Origin of the sequence: Psychrosphaera sp. F3M07 (assembly GCF_018860345.1) — a bacterium.
Taxonomy (GTDB): Bacteria; Pseudomonadota; Gammaproteobacteria; order Enterobacterales; family Alteromonadaceae; genus Psychrosphaera; species Psychrosphaera aquimarina.
The window spans coordinates 155,308-176,142 of record NZ_JAHKPJ010000025.1 but is presented as its reverse complement, the minus strand read 5'-3'; the positions used below and the strand labels follow the sequence as shown (position 1 = coordinate 176,142).

Below are 20,835 nucleotides of genomic sequence, written 5' to 3'. Positions count from 1 at the left end.
ATTGTTGTTAAAGCGTAGTTGGGTATTTTTGATTTTATGGTAAAGCCGAGTCACTGTCTTCTATTAGTTTTTGTATTCTTTTTAAACGACTAACTAAGTATTTAATAGTGTCTACTTTTAATGACAAATTTACTATCTTGGACAATCTGTGATTTATCGCAATAGCCATTACTTTACAGCCGCTTATGGTAATAATGGCGACTACAAAACGAAAAACTATCCAAGCAAGGAAAAACATGATTACAAGATTATTAACTACGGGGATTATCGCCTCGTCTTTATTATTTGGCTCTGCTATTGCTGATGAAGGCATGTGGCAACCACATCAATTAGCTCAAATTAAAGACAAACTTAAAGCAGCAGGATTAAAACTCGATCCAGAAAAAATGGCGGACTTAAATCAATTTCCAATGAATGCCATTGTTAGTCTTGGAGGTTGCTCAGCTTCGTTTTTATCTGAACAAGGTTTGGTTATTACTAACCACCATTGTGCTTATGGTTCTATTCAGCATAACTCTACTGAAGAAAATAATTTATTGGTAAACGGTTTTGTTGCTAAGACTATGGAACAAGAACCGCAAGCGTCACCAAGTGCACGTGTATATGTAACGGAATCATTAACGGATGTTACCAAAGACATTAAAAGTTCAATCCCTAAAGGCGCAGAAGGCGTTGATTACTTTAATGCAATAGATAAACGTGAAAAAGAATTAGTAGCAGAATGTGAAGCGTCTCAAGATTATCGCTGTAATGTTTATAGCTTCCATGGTGGGGCTGAATACTTTCTAATTAAACAGTTGGCAATTCGTGATGTACGTTTAGTTTACGCCCCGCCTTCTAATATAGGTAAGTTTGGTGGCGATACAGATAACTGGATGTGGCCACGTCACACAGGCGATTGGTCTTTTTATCGTGCTTATGTAAATAAAGATGGTCAGCCGGCTGACTTCTCAACCGACAATGTTCCTTTTAAACCTAAAGCATTTTTAAAAGTTAATGCCAATGGCGTTGAAAAAGACGATTACGTAATGGTGCTTGGCTACCCTGGTAGAACTAATCGTTACCGCACTGACGTAGAAGTTGAGTCAACCTTTACAAATGTGTATCCAACGTCAAAACGTCTTCGTGAAGAGTTTATTGATGTAATTAAAGCCAACTCAGAAGATGGCAGTGAAGCTCGTATTAAATACGAAAGTACGATTGCAGGACTGGCTAATTATGCTAAAAATTACGGCTCTATGATTGAAAGCTTTAATAAAGGTGACATGTTAGATCGTAAAAAACAGTTAACCGCTGATCTGACTAAATGGATTAATTCAGACAAAAAACGTAAAGCTAAATATGGTAACGCGATTGATAATTTAGCCGCGCTGATCATTGAGTCAAATAAAACTCAAGACGGTGATATCGTAATGGGATACTTAACCCGCAGTACTATGATGCGAGTGGCAAAAGGTCTGTATCGTTTAGCACATGAAAAACAAAAACCGAATGTTGAACGTCGTCAAGGTTTTCAAGAACGTGATATGAAACGTTTTGGTCAATATATGGCTGTGGTAAACAAACGTTTCGACGAAACGGTAGAAAAAGCCTTATTTATGCACTTTGTAAAAGAATACGCTCAATTACCAGTGGATCAGCGTAATGCTACATTTGATGCATTTTTCAATTTACAAAATGGGTTAGACTTAGACAAGGTTGCGGCTCAAATTGAGTCAATGTACGCAAATACTGAATTGACCAATACCGACGTTCGTTTAGCTTGGATGGAAAAGTCAGTTGATGAATTTAAAGCAAGCAATGACCCATTCATTCAATATGCGGTATCACAATTTGATAATGACATGATTGAGGAAGAAAAAGAAAAAGCTATCGGCGGAAAATTACAACAAGCTCGTCCTGCATACATGGAAGCGATGATCGCATTCAAGAAAAGCAGAAATGAAGCTGTATATGCGGATGCTAATAGCTCACTTAGAATCACTTACGGTAATGTAAAAGGTTACTCGCCACAAGATGGGATTACCGCCACACCGTTTACCACGCTTGAGGGCATGTTAGCTAAATATGTACCAGGAGATGATGAGTTTGATTTATTTGACAATATTCGCACCGCGATAAAAGATAAAAAATACGGACCATACAAAAAAGAAGCATTAGGTTCAGTTCCAGTGAACTACTTAACTACGTTAGATATCACAGGTGGTAACTCTGGTTCTGCCACATTAAATGCTAATGGCGAGTTTGTTGGACTTATTTTTGATGGCGTTTATGAATCTATCATTGGTGATTGGGATTATGATCCAACGTATAACCGTTCTATCCACGTAAGTGTTCCTTACATGTTATGGGTGATGGAATATATTGATGGTGCCAATAACATTATTGATGAAATGACCATAGTGAAATAAACATAGTCATATTTAAGACTCATGTATATACGAAAAAAGCAGTGTTTATAAACACTGCTTTTTTTATGGTGGTTGATTTCAAATCAACATGTATTAATCTTATTGAGCGGTATAACCACCATCAATGACTTGTAAACTACCCGTAATAAACTTAGCTTTGTCACTGGCTAAAAATAATACCAATTCAGCTACTTCTTCAGGTTGCCCTAAGCGTCCAAGAGGTTGTAATGCGGCTTCCTCGGCATGAATAGTTTGTTTATCAGCACCTGAACGTTCGCAATAACTATCAATCGCTTTATGGTACAAAGGGGTTTCTATTGTGCCCGGGCAAACGGCATTGGCCCTAATATTAAATTGAGCGTAATCTAATGCTGTAGTTTTAGCGATTGAGGCAATGCCAGCTTTACTCAGGTTATAAGCAAAAGAGTTGGTTTTAGCTATGAGTGCTTGATCGGAAGAGATGATAATAATAGAACCTGCTTTGTGCTGCTTCATACTAGGTAACACCGCTTTAACCGCAGAATAAACGCCTTTCACATTGATGGCGATAACGTTATCTAATTCTTGTTCGGTTGTATTTTCTATATTGCCTGAAAAATGAATGCCCGCACTGGTGACTAATACATCGACTTTATGTTGAGCACAAATTCCATTTATAACATTGGTTACCGCTTGATGATCTCGAATATCACAGTGACAAAACTCACCATAGCTTGACTCAGTTAAGTCCAGATTAAAAACCAGATAGTCATTGGCTAAAAAGGTTTGAACGATACTTTGGCCAATTCCTGAACTACCGCCGGTGACTATACATACAGGTTTCATGATAATTACACTCTTTTATTAACTTTGCTTAAATATACAGGGCGAGGTTGAATTAGCGCCATTTTATTGCAAAGCAGGACGGCTGTCTTCCATTAGTTTATCTAACTCTTTTTGAGCTTTTGCCATGTTGGTAATGTCATGAGATTCTATCATTTCACATTCATCTCTGATCATTTCAGGAATAGATGTAGGGTAATACTTGCAATCGTTAGGGCGGTCAAAATAGATCTCACAAATATACTTTTCTTGCCCCTTTAACTTAGTTAACCAAGGGCATATATCTGCTGGTTTGCCAGTCTTAGGATGAAACCAGACTTCACCGTTAACAATATACTCGCTTATTTCTGGGTTAAACAACTCCCACATTTCAATTTCTTCATCCGTAACGGACAAACCATTATGCCCATATTTAACACAACATTTCCCACATTGATTGCACTCTTTCATCTTGTTAACTCCAAGTTTGTGGGTAAATGAACGTTAAAAAGGTAAAGGTTTTAGCACGGATAAATCTTGTTGTTCGACAACGCGTTTAAACTCATCTGCTAACTTTTGAGTTTCATCGAATACGGTATGCCAATACTTGATACGCTTTTTAGCATCCATGGTTTCAAAGTCAGTTCTATCGGGAATTTTTCCGTAAGGCAATTTATAGATGAATTGATCGGACGGTACTAACATCACTGTTCTATCATAATTGTCGGCATTGACCTTACGGGGTAAATTTTTATCAAACCAACCCGCTTTAGGATCTTTATTAAAGTGAGGATATAAAATAAGCCCACCCTTATTAAAGCTAATATCAAAATGGTAATCGATAACACCGCCATCCCGATACATACCTTCCGGGGCACCCGGTATATCTTTTATACCGCCCATAACCAAGGGGATTGAACCAGATGCTAATAAGGATTTTTTAACGTTCTGTTCGGTTAAACTCACATATTGAGTATCAATTTGATAGGGGTCTTTGATCTCTAATATTGAATCTTGATGACGAAAAACGAATCGTTGATATTGAATATTTAAGTGTTTACGGTCTATTTTGTTAAGAACAAAGGACTTTAACAAGCCAAAACCTTGCACTAACTTATTCTCAAATGCGACACACCCATTTGTTTTTGCCACAATAAAATTGGCTTTAAATATGGGGTTATTCACAATATTAGAAATTCCCTGCTCGGTGAATACATGTTGCAACATATCTTCAGCCATATTGGTTAAATCTTGTGGTGTCACATCCGCAGTAAAATCAGTTTCTGAATATTGATAAGCGAGTTTTGAAATGGCTTCAACAGGATCATCTTGTGTAAAGCAGGCAATACGAAATGCACCGGCAGAAGAGCCAACCATTTCTAAAGGTTGATTTCTGTCTTTAAAAAAGTCACCAAATATATACTTGTCTAAGCCAAATAAAGTAAACCATTTAGGGCCACCACTGGCACCTAAAAACATAGAAAAGGCTTGTTGGTTTAAACCTTGCTGTTCAATAATAGTCTTGGCTTTTTTCCCAACATATATATCTAACACTGACCATTCCTTTTGATAAAGAGTCGAATTTCCACTGGGGTTATTTAACCATAAGATAATGCGTTTTGCTTTAAAACATTGTAAATTAGTCACTTGTTTTTATTGTCATTTTGTCTAATTCTTTTATCTCTTATTGTTAGTTTCAATAGAAATTATCAAGGGGAAAAAATCTTTCGAGGTTCCTTTGTCCGAACAAACGTTGTCAGATCCAATAATTCAGTTTTCTAATATTAAATTCAGCTATGATAATGGTCAAAACTTAGTCTTAGATATTCCCCAATGGCAAGTTTCTCGGCGTCAGCATATGTTTATTTCAGGCGCATCAGGCTCAGGAAAATCAACGTTATTAAATCTACTCTCAGGTATTAATAGTCCAGACTCTGGAGAGTTATTAATGCTTGGGCAGAGCTTAACTAACATGTCAGGGCGAGAATTAGATAAATTTAGAGCGCAAAAAGTAGGTGTTATTTTTCAACAATTAAACCTCATACCCTATTTAACGGTGAAGGATAATATTTTACTAGCGGTATATTTCGCTACTAAAAAAGAACAATTAAATATTCAAAATAAAATTGAATCATTAACAGAACAATTAAATTTACCGCTTTCTATTTTATCCAAACAAGCCAGTGAACTTAGCGTAGGTCAACAGCAACGAGTGGCAATTATAAGAGCCATGATTAATGAACCCGAAATACTAATTGCTGATGAACCGACCTCGGCATTGGATGCGCAAAGCAAGTCCGCATTTTTACAATTGTTATTTGAATTAGTGAATAACACCAACTGTACTTTGCTGTTTGTCAGCCATGATACTTCGTTAGTAAGTTACTTTGACTCAGAAGTCACCATGTCAGAGTTAAACCAAGCCGCAGTTCAAGTTCAAAAGGAGCAAGGCGATGTTTATTAAAATTGCGATTAACAGTTTAATAAGCCGACGAGTCACTGCTTGGTTAACTATCTTATCGGTGGCCACAAGTTTGTTTGTATTGTTAGCGGTGAAACAAATAACGAGCCAAGCCAAAACCAGTTTTGGCAGAACCGTTTCAGGAGTGGACTTAATTGTTGGCGCTAGAACCGGCCAGCTGAATTTGTTATTAGCCTCAGTATTCAGAATTGGCTACGTCAGTAATTCGGTCAGTTGGCCGTCTTACCAAGCTATTAAACATCAAAAACATGTCAGCTGGGCGATACCTATATCTTTGGGAGATTCACACAAAGGTTACCCAGTTTTAGGCACCACCACTCAATATTTTGATGTATTTAAATACGGTAATAAGCAGTCTTTAAAAATGGCACAAGGCCAAGCTTTTGTTGCCGACGCGTTTGATAGCGCACAAGTTGTATTGGGTGCAGGCATTGCAGAAAAGCTAGGATATACGTTAGGACAAGAGTTGGTCTTGTCTCATGGTGTTGGTGTCACCAGTTTTAGTCATCATGATCATGTGAAATTTACAGTGTCTGGCATTTTAGAATTTACCGGAACGCCTATAGATCAAACTTTGCACATTAGTTTATCGGGTCTTGAAGTGATGCACGATAAAGAGCATGCCATTGAATCGGGTGATACACATTTAGAACATGAACATCATGCCCATGAAGATGTTGAAAAAGTCAGTGCGGTATTAGTTGGTGTCAAAGCTAAATTCGCAACCCTATTTATGCAGAAGTTTGTTAATGAATACAAACAAGAGCCATTAATGGCGATTATACCTGGCGTTGCTTTAACAGAGTTATGGCAAATGATGGCAAGTATGGAAAAAGTATTATTGCTTATATCGGTCCTTGTTTTGTTGGCTACTTTATTGGGCATGAGCACTATGTTATTGGCCTCCATGCGTGAGCGTAGCCGCGAGATATCTATTTTAAGAGCGTTAGGGGCAAGTCCATGGTTTGTATTCTGTCTAATAGAATTAGAAGTTTTAGTATTAACCTTGATCAGTTTATTACTAGCTTTAGTGATGGTCTGGGGAGTTAGCATAGTTGCAGCCCCAATCTTATCCGCTCATTATGGAATTTTCATTGATGTGAAATTCTGGGGAGACGATGTTTATTCTATTGTCGCAAGTGTACTGGTGGTGAGTTTAATTATGGGGCTTTTACCAGCGATTAACGCTTATAAAAATGCATTGCAAACAGGTTTGCTAGTTAAATAATTGGCTAAGTAAATAATTTGGAAATTGACTGCAAAGGTCATAAAAGGAAAGACAGTGGTTTTATTTGAATTTGAGTATCAGGGTTATCAATTTAAGTTATCGGGGTCGAGCATTACAGGCAAAGAACAATTAACTATCAATGACGAGTTAATTGAAGAGAAACGTAACTTTAAAACATCCAGTGAATATCAAATACATCATGCAGCTTTAGGGGATCTGTTGTTAACGTATCAACTAGGTATTACTAGCGGCAAGGGGGAGTACCAGCTACTTCGTAATGCCGAAGTTCTCTACAGTGGAGAAACAACGACTAAAGAGGTGATGGATAAAGCCTTTAAAAACGTTGACAATAAAATAGATAAAAAGCCTTCTCATTTAATTGGCGCCTTTGCGATTGGGTTTAAATTAATGAAAAGCGCTAAGGCAGTGAAAGTACTGTTGGCCGGTTCAGCTTTGGCGGGCTGGAGCATTATTTTTAGTTGGCAATTTGCATTGGTGTTGATTGCGGTGATCATGTTCCATGAATATGGTCATGTTTGGGCTATGAAAAAAATGGGCATGAAAACCAAAGGTTTTTACCTTATTCCATTTGTTGGAGGTGTGGCCGTAGGTGACAAAGCCAAAACACATTGGCAGCAAGTATTTATTGCCATGATGGGACCCACCTTTGGTTTGGCCATGAGTGTTGTTTTTTATCTTATCTTTTTGGCCACTCAGTCGCATTGGATTGGCTTATTAGCATCAGTCAGTGCGCTTGTTAATATATTTAACTTATTGCCTGTCATGCCATTAGATGGCGGACAAGTAGTTAAGTCAATCGTATTCTCAGGCCGTTCTAAATGGCAGTATATTGGTTTATTGGTAATGTCTGCAGCAGTGTTTGCCTTATCAATGACGTTTGGATTAAGCCTGATCAGCTTCTTTATTGTGTTAGGTGTGATTGATTTGCTGTTTAGTTATAAAGAATTTAAGACTCAAACCATTGAAGGCATGGACAGGTATAGTTCGGTATTTTCTCTAGTATGGTATCTGATAACCGTCGTGGTGTTTGTTGGTATCATTCTCGCCATAGCCAGTTCTGGTTTGCCGGGCTCTGAACTGGCGACCACCATATTGAAGTCTTAAATAACCGCTAATAAATGAAAACATGTTTAGAGCCAGAGATTAAACTGGCTCTATTTCTCGGATCATTAACTGTAAATTGGATTCACCTCTAAACTCATTGATATCGAGCTGATACACCAAATGGGCGTATTTTATATTGGGGTTAGGCCAAACGTTTAGGTCTGAATTAAAATGTATCGCATCAAATACTAACCCATCATTGTTAGTTAATACTAACTTAAGGTGTTTTCCACCAACTAAACGTTGGTTAATAATTTCAAATTTGTCATCAAAAGTAGGTTCGGCAAAAGTCTGTCCCCAAGGGCCTGCTAAGTCTAATTGCTGGCAAAATTCCTTAGTTAAACATTCACTCGGTAATGAGCCATCCGTTAGGGTGACTTGAGTTAACACTTCTTCACTTAGGTGTGATAACACAACAAGGTCAAATGCGTGTTTAAATTTGTTTAAGTTGGACTGTTTTATTGATAAACCTGCCGCCATAGCATGCCCACCAAACTTTAGGATTAAGCCTGGGTTTTGAGTCGATACTTGATCTAATACATCACGGATATGTACACCTTGAATAGAACGGGCTGAGCCTTTTAATTCATACTCACCATTTGCATCAAAGTCACCTTGTGCAAAAGCAATAGTAGGGCGGTAGAACTTATCTTTGACGCGACCAGCGACGATGCCGATAACACCTTGATGCCAGTTTTCTTCATAAACACAGATACCGTGAGGCAAGTTACCGCTAGTAATTGAAATGGTATTAACAGCCGCTTCTGCTTCAATACGCATGCCTTGTTCAATTTCTTTTCTTTCGTTGTTTAATGAGTTCAAGTCTTCAGCCATATTTAAGGCTGCGCCCATGTTTTCCGTTAACAAACAACGAATACCAAACGCCATATCATCTAAACGGCCTGCAGCATTTAATCTAGGGCCAATGACAAAACCAAAATCAGATGCTTTGGCTTTACTGGCATCTTTATTACTGAGTTGCATGATGGCTTTGATGCCGGGACGACAAACCCCCTTTTTAATCCGAGCCAGACCTTGATGAACCAAGATACGATTATTACTGTCTAGCGGAACTACGTCGGCAACGGTTCCCAGTGCTACTAAATCTAACAGCTCAGCTAAGTTCGGTTCTGGCACATTGTTTTGTTGAAACCAATTGATGGTTCTAAGATGAGAACGTAAACCTAACAATAAATAAAATGCCACACCAACCCCAGCCAAGTTTTTGCTGGCAAATTCACACTCAGGTTGGTTAGGGTTAATAATGGCATCGGCATTAGGTAACGCTTTACCTGGTAAATGATGGTCCGTTACTATCACTTTAATGCCCGCGTTTTTAGCTAACGCAACACCTTCCATACAAGATATGCCGTTATCTACTGTAATGATAAGGTCTGTACCTTGGTTAATGATCTCTTGGCTTAATTGAGGACTTAGGCCATAACCATATTCAAAGCGGTTTGGTACTTTAAATGTTACATTTTTGAAACCTAATTTTGTTAACCCCAATACCATTAATGCGGTACTAGTGGCACCGTCCGCATCAAAGTCACCAACAATAATAATGCGCAACTGTTGGTTTAACGCATCGGTTAATAATGCAGCCGCTTGGTCAATACCTTTCATAGTGAATACAGGTAATAACTCAGCTGCGGAACGTTTAATTTGTTCTGAATGTGTAATACCTCGCCCTGCATAGACTTTTTGAATGATAGGGTGGAATCCGGCAAGGCCAGATAAGTCAGTGTCAGTATTGCGGCGTTTAATATTCAGCATAGAAGGACTTATATCACGGATATTGTTGTAGAAAGTTAACTTTAAAAGTTAGTACAAAAGTTAAAATTAGACGCTTTACTAAAAAAGCTAAAAATAATGCCGTAACTTAGGTATTTAGTTACGGCTCAAATCTTATGGAACGAATCGAAATTTACTGCGCTAACAATTGGATTAAATCACTTGGTGGTTTATAACCTGGGATCATAGTGCCATCATCAAGAACAATTGCAGGGGTGCCATTTACTCCGGCTGCTTGGCCTAATTCGTAATGTGCCGAAATTGGAGCACTGCAATTAGCAGGTTTAACGCTTTCACCATTTTTTGATGCCGTCATCGCTTTTTGTTGATCATCAGCACACCAAACAGATTGGATGTCATAAAAGGAACGACTATTTAAACCACCTCGAGGAAACGCTAAATACTGTACTGTAATACCTAAGTCATTGTATTCACTCATTTGACCATGCAACTTACGACAATAACCACATGTCGTATCAGTAAAAACAGTAATTTTATATTTTTCATTTTTTGCAGGGTAAACAATCATAGAATCTTTAAAACTTTCAACGCCATTAATGCGTAATTCATTCATTGCGTTTTCAGTTAAGTTTTTCATGCCGTTATTAATATCGAACAAACGGCCGGCGATAAAAAATTGGCCGTCCGCTGACGTATAAAAAATACCGCGGTTAGTCGTGACTTCTTTTAGGCCTGGCATAGGTGAGTCGATAATCTTACTTGCTTCTAGACCAAGGTTAAGTAGTTTACTTTTGATAGCAGCATTACTATCCGCAGCCGAAAATGCAGAGCTTGAAGCTAATAAAATACTCGCTGCAGACAAAAAGGTAATTAATTTTTTCATAAGATACATAGTTGTTCCTGTTGTTTACTTCACCGCATTAAAGGTAAATAAGTTAACGTTAATCCGTTTAAAAATATGATTCAGTAGAGGTAGACCGTAAATGATCAATTTAAGTTTCATATTGTCCACATTAATCACAATTATGAAAGGACTTACCCTCTGGGATGATGCTCTAAGTGTAAAGATTTTAACCTTTCTTTAGCGACATGAGTATAAATTTGTGTCGTTGAAAGGTCACTATGGCCTAATAACATTTGAACTACTCGCAAATCAGCGCCGTGATTGAGTAAGTGCGTCGCAAAAGCATGACGTAATGTATGTGGGGACAAATGTACTTTAATCCCAGACATTAATGCATAAAATTTTATACGATGCCAAAAAGCTTGTCTGGTCATCATGTTGCCACGCCTTGATGGAAATAATACATCAGAGTCGTTTGTTAATAATTGTGGTCTTTCATAACTAATGTATTTTTGTAACCAATCTGCGGCTATTTCTCCCATGGGTACTAAACGTTCTTTTTGGCCTTTGCCCACAACGCGAACAATATTTTGAGTCAGACTTATATTGTCAAGGCGTAAACTGATTAATTCGGTTACTCGCAAACCTGTAGCGTAGAGTAGTTCCAGCATAGCTTTGTCTCTAAATTCGATTGGTATTTCTAAATTCTGACAGGTTAGCAATGCTGTCACGTCTTGCTCAGACAATACTTTGGGAATGCTTTTACCAAGCTTGGGTGCTTTGGTTAACGCTGTGGGGTTATCCTCTCTGACCTTGAGTACGATTAAATATTTGAATAAACGTTTGATAGCACTTAACGCGCGGGCGTTAGACCTGTGTTTAACCCCTTTGTCGATTCGCTGGGCAACAAAACCTTCAATGGCACTTTCTTCACAATTAGCTAATGATAAGTTTTGTTCAACGAGGTAAAGATTAAATTGGTTTAGATCGTTTTTATAAGCAGCTAACGTATTATCACTCAATCCCTTTTCTAACCAAAGGTGCTCTAAAAAGAGGGTAATGTTAACATCGTTTTGTTGCTGTAAATTTAACACTAAATTTAATGATCCCTAGGCGTGTTTTGTAATTAGCATTTTGCTAAACTTGCCGCCGTTTTCCTAGTAATAACTTTTGTTATTACTTTACCCTAATTTCTTTTCCAATGAGTATGATATGAAAATTGGCTTGTTTTACGGTTCGACCACCTGTTATACCGAAATTGCGTCTGAAAAAATCCAAACTAAATTAAATGAATTATTTGATGTCCCTGTGGTGGAAATTTTTAACATTAAAGATACGCCATTAGAGAACGCAGTGGATGCAAGTCAAGGGTTTGATTATTTAATCTTTGGGATTTCTACTTGGGACTTTGGTGAACTGCAGGAAGATTGGGAAAGCCAGTGGGCCGATGTTGAAAACTTAAACTTAAATGGTAAAACCATAGCTTTGTTTGGGCTTGGTGACCAAGAAGGTTATGCTGAGTGGTTTCAAGATGCATTAGGTATGTTGCATGATGTATGTATCAATCAAGGGGCGAGCCCAATTGGATATTGGCCAAATGGGGATGATTATGAGTTTATTGCATCCAAAGCATTAACTGCAGATAAATCTCATTTTGTTGGACTGGCTTTAGATGATGAAGGCCAATATGACTTAACTGAAAAACGCATCGCGGATTGGTGTGAGCAACTGCTTACCGAAATGTCTTAATCAGATAAGGTTTCTATCAGCTGATTTTGCTGTTTAATTAAAAGGAATTACTATGATTGTTATTTATGGAATTAAAGAAAAATTAAACCCAATAAAAGCACAACTTTCAGACGTTATCCATCAATGTATGTCAAAGGTGTTAGGTATGCCGGAAGATAAAAGAGCACAACGTTTTATACCTATGGAATGTGACGACTTTTATTATCCTAGTGGCCGTAGTGATGCCTATACTGTCATCGAAATTAACATGATGACGGGGCGCAAAGTTGAAACTCAGAAACAATTAATTAACGCTCTTTTTATCGATATTGAGCGAGAGTTATCCATTTCACCTGTTGATATAGAGATCACGATAAAAGAACAAGCGCCGCACCAATGGGGATTTCGAGGCATGACCGGTGATGAAGTGAATGATCTTAAATATAAAGTAAATGTTTGATCTTTTTATTCAAAGTCCGTTTACAATAAACATAATAATTTGAGTAGTTGATCTACATATATCTTTGATATTTAATCAGTTGCAGTAAGTCTTTTCATCACGATTGGAATCAATCAATAATGCTCTACACGCTATTTAACTAATAAAGGTAAGGATGTTTTCATGTTCAATTTACTGGCCAAGTTTCTCAAGCTGCTTAATGGTGATGCATCTCCTGGGCAAATTTCGCTTGGCTTTGCATTTGCACTTTTTGTTGGTTTAACCCCATTTTTTAGTTTACATAATCTCATTATTTTATTTTTAGTATGTGTTATCCGAGTAAACCTTGGCGCATTCTTTTTAGGTAGTGCGGTCTTCACGTTAATTGCATTTATTGTCGACCCTTTAATGATATCAGTTGGTGAGTCACTGCTTAACAATCCAGATCTAACATCTTTATGGACCGGTTTATATCAAAGCGATGTTTGGCGAGCTTTCAAATTTAACCACACATTATTATTAGGCAGCGTAGTTACCGCATCCGTGTTATTTATCCCTATGGTAATCGTAAGCAGAATAATCATAAGTGTTTACCGTGAGCGTTTAATGAAGTGGTTCGAGAAGTTGCAGATCAGTAAAATGATTAAAGCGAGTAAATTTTATAAAGCCTACGAAAAACTGGGAGAGCTATCATGATGAAATGGATTCGATGGTCAGGGTTAGCTGGTTTTGTCGTTGTTGTTGGACTTATTGCTGCGTTATGGTTGTTAGCAATAGGACCGTTAATGAAAATGGCGGTTGAAAAGTATGGCAGTGAAGCGGTTGGTGCTCAGGTTAATGTTGAAGAGATAAGTTTAGGTTTTAGTCCATTGTCGTTGACCATCACAGGAGTGCAAGTTGCTGATAAAGATGCACCAATGGAAAACTTGGTCAGCTTCGACACTGCGGTGGCTACCTTAGAGCCTTTCCCGTTATTATTGGGTCATATCATCATTCCTGATGTTAAGTTGTCTGGTGTTGGGATAGGAACAACAAGGCAATACTCTGGTGCATTAAGCTTTGATTCAAATGAACAGCAAGTGGAAGTTGAAAAAGATAAATTAGACGAGGACAGCGCGACTGAAAATGTGACCGAATCTGACTCAACCGCTGATAGTCAAGTTCTCCCTTCAGCCGACGAGATCCTTAATCGTGAGACGTTATTAACCAGTGTACACGGTGAAGCATTTGAAGGTGCCTACAAGCTACATAAAAAAGCCATTGATGATGCGATATCTAGCTTACCCAACGAACAAGGCCTTAAAAATTATGAAGCAGATTTAAATCGTATATTAAAAGGTAAATTCAAAAGTGTGGACGACTTTAAACAACGGAAAAAAGAATTCGATGCGTTAAAAGCTCAATTTAAAAAGGACAAGCAGGCCATTGCAGACGCCAAAATGGCTGTTAAGAATGGTAAAGCTGATTTAGAACAAAAGTGGTCTCAACTTAAAGATGCGCCAAAACAAGACTTAACTAACTTAAAGGGTAAGTATACCTTAGATGGCGTTGGGGCAAGTAACTTAGCCGCGTTACTGTTTGGAGAAGACGCTGGTGGATATGCAGAAACGGCTTTAAGTTATTATGAAAAGTTAAGACCTTTATTAGTCGATGATGAAGCTAAAGCTGAAAAACAAGCGTTATTGGACCAACGTTTAAACGGTCGTTTGGTGCACTTTAAGTCGGATAACCCATTGCCTGATTTCTGGATAAAAACGTTAAGTTTTAGTTTGACTCTACCTGAATTCCCACAAGATTCAGGGTCATTGGGTCAGGTTATTGTAAAGGTGCAAGATATCACTCAGCAACAAGATGTCATTAATGCTCCGATTAAGTTATGGGTTACAGGACAAAACCTTAAAGATATATCTAGCTTAGCTATTACGGGGGTATTAGATCACCGAACCTCAACAGGCTCAGATTCGTTTAGTTTGGATTTAAAACAGTGGCAATTGAATAATTTAAAACTAGGAGTAGCTGGGTTAACACTGCTTTCGAGTAATACGAATGTTCAAGGAAAGGTTGTTTTTGTTGATGAACAAATGAATTTAGTGGGTAAAGGCCTTTTCAACCAAACCAAGTTTGGTAGTAAAAAAACAAATACGTTTGCTAAAGAAATGGTTGCGGCACTTAAAAGTGTAGAGCAATTCACGGTTTCAATGTCAGCAGAAGGTGCGGTAACTAGTCCAAGTGTTTCATTAAAAAGTGACTTAGATAATCAGTTGAAAGTTGCGTTTGATCAGCGTTTAGATGAAAAACAAGCTGAACTTGAGAACAAACTTAAAGAAAAGTTAAACGATAAACTTTTATCTTATGGCGGAAAATATACTGAGCAACTAAAAGCGCTTAATTTAACGGAAGGCAGCTTAAAAGATAAAGGCAAAGCATTAGAAAAATTAGGTAAAGCTAAGCTTTCAAGTTATGAAGATCAATTAAAAGCTGAAGCGGCGGCGAAAGAAGCAGAATTAAGGGCTAAAGCTGAAGCAGAAGAACAAAGAGCTAAAGAAAAACTTGAAGCTGAAAAAGCGAAATTAAATGCAGAAGAAGAAAGAGCTAAAGCCAAGCTTGAAGCTGAAAAAGCCAAAGCAGAGGCTAAGGCAAAAGCTGAGGCGGAAGAAAAACGAAAAGAGTTAGAACGTAAAGCCAAAGAAAAACTTAAAAAGATATTTGGCTAGTTTAAGCAAAGAATTAAATATTAATACCAAGCCCTTTTTTTCAACAATAAAAGGGCTTTTTTTTGCTTATAGATAAGTGAGTTACTTTAATTTAATGAAGATTAAATTGAAAACTACTATGTTTGAACTTTATGCTTTGTTCATAGCCTTACTTATACTTAGCGGATAATCTTTGCTTAATAGTCAGCTTTTTGGATTTTACCAAAATAACTTATTAATTAACTAAGGAGACGCTAATCAAAATACTAACTCAATAACTAACTCAATAACTAAGCCAATATGAGTATTAGGTTTTATATAACTTAATAGAATGAGAATGGAATCCAGAGCAAGCCGTCGGTATATTAAACCTATATTAATCTCTATTTTGTTCCACTTGGCGCTGTTTTTTTTGGCCTCTCATCACATCATTAAAGTACGTGTGGAATATCCTAATAATCATACTAATACTCCTATCATCAACGCTCGTTTAGTATATAAAACGATGTCTAGTAAACCTGATTTTATGAAGCTGCAAATTCCTGAAGTTCAAAAAGTAAAAAATGAAGAAATAAAAATACAAAGTCTAAAAACGATATCCACAGCAACAGAAAAAGAGTCAATTTCTAAATTGAATTCCACGACTGACCTTGAGAAAAGCAATCATAATCAACAAGTAGAATCTGATGTTAATGAACCGGAACCGGCAACACCTATAAATATTGCAGAGTTAAACTTGGCAAGTAAAAAGTATTTATCCAAATGGCAAGATTCGATATCGATGAATCAACGTTTTCCAAACGGCAGTAGCTCAATTGTTGCGGCCAAACATAAAGCAGTAGCGGTACCGCAATTTGGTAATAGCATAGATAACACAGGAACAATGGGGGCACCTCGAATTTCGAAAGTCATCTGTGATAATGCATTAAATACTGCAGTGGTTGTTATGTCTGGTTTATTTGGTGGAACGGTACGATGCCAACCGACGCCTGATTTAAGGGAATTTCTCAATGATAGAAACAAACAAAACAATAGTAAATAATGGTGGTAACGCCGTTCAATCAATCTGTTTTATATTGTACATATTTCCACACAGAACTAAGATGATAGCTGCTTGGCTCTGGTAGTTAATTTTAATTAAATAAGTCATAATCATTTCATTGCTTAATTTAATTGCGGTCATTGTGTTCTCGATTCAACGTTATTTTTCATACAGCACATCTTCTCTTCTCCTACTCACCGCAGGCGCAACCTCCTTTTATTTAAACTTTAGGAAATATCATGCAGAAAATTGTCATTGTAGGCGGAGGTGCGGGTGGCTTAGAGCTTGTTAGTCGTTTAAGCAAAACCTTAGGTAAAAAAGGAATGGCGGAGATTACGTTAGTAGACCGCCAAACTACGCATGTTTGGAAACCATTGTTACATGAAGTCGCCGCGGGGGTTATCGACAAAAATTCAGACGGTGTTGATTACCAAATCCATGCTGCGCGTTTTAAATATAAATTCCAATTAGGCTCGATGAGTCATATTGATCCAATTAATAAATCTATAAAGTTGGATTCTGTATTTGACAGTGAAGGGGAATTACTTATACCTGAACGTCACATTAAATATGATTATTTAGTATTAGCGATTGGCAGTGTAAGTAATGACTTTAATACGCCAGGGATCAGTGAATACGCGTACTTTTTAGATTCTTTGGCTCAAGCTGAGAGATTTCATAAAGCACTGCTCAATCAACTGCTTAAACTTAATCAAGTTGATGATACACAGAAAACACTCAATGTTGCTATTGTTGGTGGTGGGGCAACGGGAACGGAGTTGGCGGCACAGTTACATCATATTGCTAATTTAGCTCGTTCATACGGGATGCCAAACATGTCAGCCGAACGTTTAAGCATATCGATAATCGAAGCTGGAGAACGCATATTGCCAGCCTTACCTGAACGCATAGCTAACTCTGCTCGTGGTGCTTTACGTAAACTTGGTATTCAAGTATTAGAGTCTACTCGAGTATCAAAAGCTGAAAAATCTGGATTTGTCACTAACGATGACAAATTAATAGAAGCAGATTTAATGGTATGGGCCGCTGGGGTTAAAGCCCCCGATTTTTTACAGCAGTTAAATTTATTTGAAACTAATAGTGCGCAGCAAGTGTTAGTGACGCCGGAGTTAAAAAGTACAGTAGATGGCGATATTTATGTGTTAGGCGATTGCTGTGGGTTTAAACAAGAGGATGGTACTTGGGTTCCACCAAGAGCGCAATCCGCACACCAAATGGCATCACTTGTGGCAACCAACCTTATCAATACATTTAAGGATAAGCCGCTAAAAACTTATACTTACAAGGATTACGGCTCATTAGTCCATTTAAGCAAATACAGCACGGTAGGATCGTTAATGGGCAGTCTGTCTAATAGCAGTATGTTTATTGAAGGCAAGCTAGCTAGATTAGTATATATCACCTTGTACAACATGCATCAGTTTGCGGTTCATGGCTGGTTTAAAGGGATTCTAGTATTACTTAGCAGGAAGGTGAGCAATTTGGTGGGAACTAAATTGAAACTTCACTAAGTGATTAGGTTTTTGTTTCGAGTTTTTAGTTCAGTTATCTTTCTGTGAAATTGCATTTAGCTGAACTAAAGATGAACGGATAGTTTTTATTTAACTAACCAAAATACATAGCCATTATGTTGGAATTAATCAGCACCAAACAGCCTTACCATTAAAGCTATTCATCGTTTTTACTAGTAACCGCTTCTGTTTATTATTAGAGTAGTAAAAAACAATAAATACACGGGAATATCATGGCATCCACTTCTTATTATAAGTCGTTTAATAATTCACTGTTTAAAACTAAAATCAAACAAACATTAACCCTTGTTGGTTCCGTTGCTGCTAGTGTGTTTGTTGCAGGCACCTTAACGGCGTGTCAGCCAGGAACGGCGCCGGACAATTCAATTGAGATTACCCAACCCCAAACTGAAAGCACACAAGATATCGCTTTTTCAAAGTTTGCAGAGTCTTTCATTGACCAGTTTTGGCAGTTAAATCCAGGTTATGCGGTTTATGTTGGGTTTTATAAATATGACACTTTATTACCGATTCCAAATGAACAGACCGCAGAAAAAGAATTAGCGTTTTATCAACAGCAACTTGAGCAATTAAATGCTATTCACCCTAAAGGCTTAAGCCCTAACAACGCCAGTGATTATTATATTTTAAAAAATCAAATAGAGTCAGGGATCTGGTACAGCACGGTATTAAAAAGTGGAGAGTGGGACCCGTCGAATTACAATGTAGCGGGTGTTTTTGGAGTCATACTTAACACAGATTATAAACCACTAAATGAAAGGCTCAGTACGATAATCGAGCGCATGAAAAATGTGCCTGCGTATTATCAGGCTGCACAACAAAATTTAATAAATCCAACGTTAACGCACACCAAGTTAGCTGCTCAACAAAATAAGGGCACGTTAGGATTATTTAATAAAACGATTTCTGAAAAAGTACAAAACTCCTCATTGCCTGAGATTCAAAAACAAGTGTTTAACCAGCGTTTAACCGATGCCGTTGCAGCTATTGAAGGTTATATCAGCTGGTTAGATAACAAAGTGATTGAATTAGAAAACAGCAGTAACGTTAAAGATTTTCGAATTGGCAAGGACTTATATGAGCAAAAGTTTAAGTTTGATATTTTCTCGGCTTATGCCGCTAATGAGCTATATGACAAAGCTTTAAGTGAAAAAGATCGTGTGCATAAAGAGATGATAAAAATTGCGGATAAATTGTGGCCTAAATATTTTGAAGGAACTGTTAAACCCAAGGATCCATTAGTGATGATTAAAGCCGTTATTGATCATATATCGGTTAAACACGTTAAAAGAGACGATTTTGTGGATAGCATTCGTGCACAAATTCCTGAGCTAGAAGCTTTTGTATCAAAACATGATCTTATCACCATGGATAAAGACAAGCCATTAGTGGTTAGAGAAACGCCTGAATATCAACGAGGCTTTGCAGGTGCTTCTATTAATGCTCCAGGGCCTTATGATGCAAAAGCTAATACATATTACAATGTCACACCACTGGATAACTTTAATGATGAAGAAGCTGAGAGTTACTTACGAGAATACAATCATTGGTTATTACAAGTGCTTAACATCCACGAGGCCGTTCCTGGGCATTACACTCAACTAGTACATAGTAATAAATCGAAAAGCTTAGTTAAATCTATCTTTGGAAATGGCGCCATGGTCGAAGGTTGGGCGGTTTATACAGAACGTATGATGCTTGAAGAAGGTTATGGCGATAATGAGCCAGAACTTTGGTTAATGTATTATAAGTGGAACTTACGTGTGATCATGAATGCTATTTTGGACTACAGTATTCAAGTTAATGGCTTAACTGAAAGTGAAGCACTAGACATGATGATCAACCAAGCTTTCCAAGAAAAATCTGAAGCTACAGGTAAATGGCGCAGAGCAACCTTGTCACAAGTTCAGTTAACAAGTTACTTTACAGGTTACTCAGAAATCTATCAGTTAAGAGAAGAATTAAAGAAGGTGACGGGTGATAAATTTAACTTAAAAGATTTCCATAATCAGTTTTTAAGTTTTGGTAGTGCACCGGTGCCAATTATTCGTAAGTTAATGTTTGATGACTACGTCAATACACACAAATAGTATAATTTTTTAATATTAAAAAAGGCGCATAAGCGCCTTTTTTGCTTTTGAATATATAACTTTAAAAATACGATATTTCATTGCATATAAAACGCAGCATAAATAAATACCAAAATAATACACATTGAAGGTATACACATGAGTATGGATTTTAGCTTATCGTTCATTTTCATTTCCTGATGTTTACGTTTGTTAGGAAAACCTCCTCCTAAAATTACCTTGGGAGTAATGCTTGGGAGCAAATAGAAGGAGGTTTTAAAGCTTTAACAAATCAATTCACATAATTAGGAGTGGTCTTTTTTTAAGGTGATTTTCTTTTGTATCACTGTTTTTTTTGACTTTGCTTTTTTATCATCATCTTTTTCGACTATGGCTAACGCCGTTGATGGTGTTAACTCTGGCTCAATAAGATCAAAATATTTTGGTGGAGTAGTGGGTTCATTGGGCGGGTTTACGCACAGCTGGGGCGGTAATAAACAACGCTCAAAATATGCAAGCGATGACCAACTAAATAAAAGTAACAAGAGTGTTAAGACGGTCATTACTTTCATTACAGCTCCTACCAAAAGCAATATTCACCTATTCAATATGAATCAGTTTGTTGTGCAATTTGTAGGAGTGAGTATGGGGCTAATTAAGCAATA

At 37.4% G+C, this 20,835-nt stretch carries 18 protein-coding genes; 11 read left to right on the top strand and 7 right to left on the bottom strand.

The window, feature by feature from the left end; genetic code table 11:
* Positions 1–236 precede the first annotated feature (236 nt).
* Entirely contained in the window at positions 237–2,411 is a 2,175-nt protein-coding gene (locus tag KO505_RS14855; RefSeq protein WP_216056244.1) for a S46 family peptidase, read from the top strand.
* A gap of 99 nt (positions 2,412–2,510) precedes the next feature.
* Here the strand turns inward: KO505_RS14855 and KO505_RS14850 are convergent, their stop codons facing one another.
* The 3 genes from KO505_RS14850 to KO505_RS14840 all read right to left on the bottom strand — a co-directional run bounded on the left by KO505_RS14850 (position 2,511) and on the right by KO505_RS14840 (position 4,766).
* Entirely contained in the window at positions 2,511–3,236 is a 726-nt protein-coding gene (locus tag KO505_RS14850) for an SDR family NAD(P)-dependent oxidoreductase (protein WP_216056243.1), read from the bottom strand.
* A 63-nt stretch (positions 3,237–3,299) separates the two neighbouring features.
* Positions 3,300–3,683, bottom strand: coding sequence for a YkgJ family cysteine cluster protein (locus tag KO505_RS14845; RefSeq protein WP_216056242.1), 384 nt, complete (start codon positions 3,681–3,683; stop codon positions 3,300–3,302).
* 33 nt (positions 3,684–3,716) lie between these two features.
* Positions 3,717–4,766 carry a patatin-like phospholipase family protein gene (locus tag KO505_RS14840; protein WP_216056241.1) on the bottom strand — a complete coding sequence of 350 codons (1,050 nt, stop codon included), beginning with the start codon at positions 4,764–4,766 and terminating at the stop codon, positions 3,717–3,719.
* Between the two features lie 184 nt (positions 4,767–4,950).
* Between KO505_RS14840 and KO505_RS14835 the strand changes: the two genes are divergently transcribed.
* From KO505_RS14835 to KO505_RS17445, 3 genes are read left to right on the top strand one after another with little or no spacing between them, the layout of a single operon-like run.
* A complete protein-coding gene (locus tag KO505_RS14835; RefSeq protein ID WP_216056240.1) occupies positions 4,951–5,676 on the top strand; it encodes an ABC transporter ATP-binding protein in 726 nt (241 codons plus the stop codon).
* Complete coding sequence (locus KO505_RS14830) at positions 5,666–6,922, top strand: FtsX-like permease family protein (protein WP_216056239.1); 1,257 nt, start codon at positions 5,666–5,668, stop codon at positions 6,920–6,922. The genes KO505_RS14835 and KO505_RS14830 overlap by 11 nt, the downstream gene beginning before the upstream one ends.
* Positions 6,923–6,976: 54 nt before the next feature.
* Positions 6,977–8,047, top strand: a complete 1,071-nt coding sequence (locus KO505_RS17445) for a site-2 protease family protein (RefSeq protein ID WP_216056238.1) — start codon at positions 6,977–6,979, stop codon at positions 8,045–8,047.
* A gap of 39 nt (positions 8,048–8,086) precedes the next feature.
* Here the strand turns inward: KO505_RS17445 and recJ are convergent, their stop codons facing one another.
* The 3 genes from recJ to xerD all read right to left on the bottom strand — a co-directional run bounded on the left by recJ (position 8,087) and on the right by xerD (position 11,740).
* Positions 8,087–9,823 (bottom strand): single-stranded-DNA-specific exonuclease RecJ, encoded by a 1,737-nt coding sequence (gene recJ / locus KO505_RS14820; RefSeq protein WP_216056237.1) that lies wholly within the window; start codon positions 9,821–9,823, stop codon positions 8,087–8,089.
* Positions 9,824–9,974: 151 nt separating this feature from the next.
* The gene (gene dsbC, locus KO505_RS14815) at positions 9,975–10,685 is read right to left on the bottom strand and encodes a bifunctional protein-disulfide isomerase/oxidoreductase DsbC (protein WP_216056236.1); all 711 of its coding nucleotides are present in this window, start codon (positions 10,683–10,685) and stop codon (positions 9,975–9,977) included.
* Between the two features lie 152 nt (positions 10,686–10,837).
* Positions 10,838–11,740 carry a site-specific tyrosine recombinase XerD gene (gene xerD, locus KO505_RS14810; protein WP_216056235.1) on the bottom strand — a complete coding sequence of 301 codons (903 nt, stop codon included), beginning with the start codon at positions 11,738–11,740 and terminating at the stop codon, positions 10,838–10,840.
* A gap of 118 nt (positions 11,741–11,858) precedes the next feature.
* Between xerD and fldB the strand changes: the two genes are divergently transcribed.
* The 7 genes from fldB (at position 11,859) to KO505_RS14775 (ending at position 20,191) form a co-directional block, all read left to right on the top strand.
* The gene (gene fldB / locus KO505_RS14805) at positions 11,859–12,395 is read left to right on the top strand and encodes a flavodoxin FldB (RefSeq protein WP_216056234.1); all 537 of its coding nucleotides are present in this window, start codon (positions 11,859–11,861) and stop codon (positions 12,393–12,395) included.
* 52 nt (positions 12,396–12,447) lie between these two features.
* A complete protein-coding gene (locus KO505_RS14800; RefSeq protein ID WP_216056233.1) occupies positions 12,448–12,834 on the top strand; it encodes a tautomerase family protein in 387 nt (128 codons plus the stop codon).
* A 162-nt stretch (positions 12,835–12,996) separates the two neighbouring features.
* Complete coding sequence (locus KO505_RS14795; RefSeq protein WP_216056232.1) at positions 12,997–13,509, top strand: TIGR03546 family protein; 513 nt, start codon at positions 12,997–12,999, stop codon at positions 13,507–13,509.
* Positions 13,506–15,527, top strand: coding sequence for a TIGR03545 family protein (locus KO505_RS14790; RefSeq protein ID WP_216056231.1), 2,022 nt, complete (start codon positions 13,506–13,508; stop codon positions 15,525–15,527). The genes KO505_RS14795 and KO505_RS14790 overlap by 4 nt, the downstream gene beginning before the upstream one ends.
* Positions 15,528–15,843: 316 nt before the next feature.
* Entirely contained in the window at positions 15,844–16,548 is a 705-nt protein-coding gene (locus tag KO505_RS14785) for a hypothetical protein (protein ID WP_216056230.1), read from the top strand.
* Between the two features lie 239 nt (positions 16,549–16,787).
* Positions 16,788–18,080: an NAD(P)/FAD-dependent oxidoreductase gene (locus KO505_RS14780; protein WP_216056229.1), complete on the top strand. Its 1,293-nt coding sequence runs from the start codon at positions 16,788–16,790 to the stop codon at positions 18,078–18,080.
* Positions 18,081–18,313: 233 nt separating this feature from the next.
* The gene (locus KO505_RS14775) at positions 18,314–20,191 is read left to right on the top strand and encodes a DUF885 domain-containing protein (RefSeq protein WP_216056228.1); all 1,878 of its coding nucleotides are present in this window, start codon (positions 18,314–18,316) and stop codon (positions 20,189–20,191) included.
* A 284-nt stretch (positions 20,192–20,475) separates the two neighbouring features.
* Here KO505_RS14775 and KO505_RS14770 read toward each other — a convergent pair whose 3' ends face one another.
* The gene (locus KO505_RS14770; RefSeq protein WP_216056227.1) at positions 20,476–20,742 is read right to left on the bottom strand and encodes a hypothetical protein; all 267 of its coding nucleotides are present in this window, start codon (positions 20,740–20,742) and stop codon (positions 20,476–20,478) included.
* Positions 20,743–20,835: the final 93 nt, after the last annotated feature.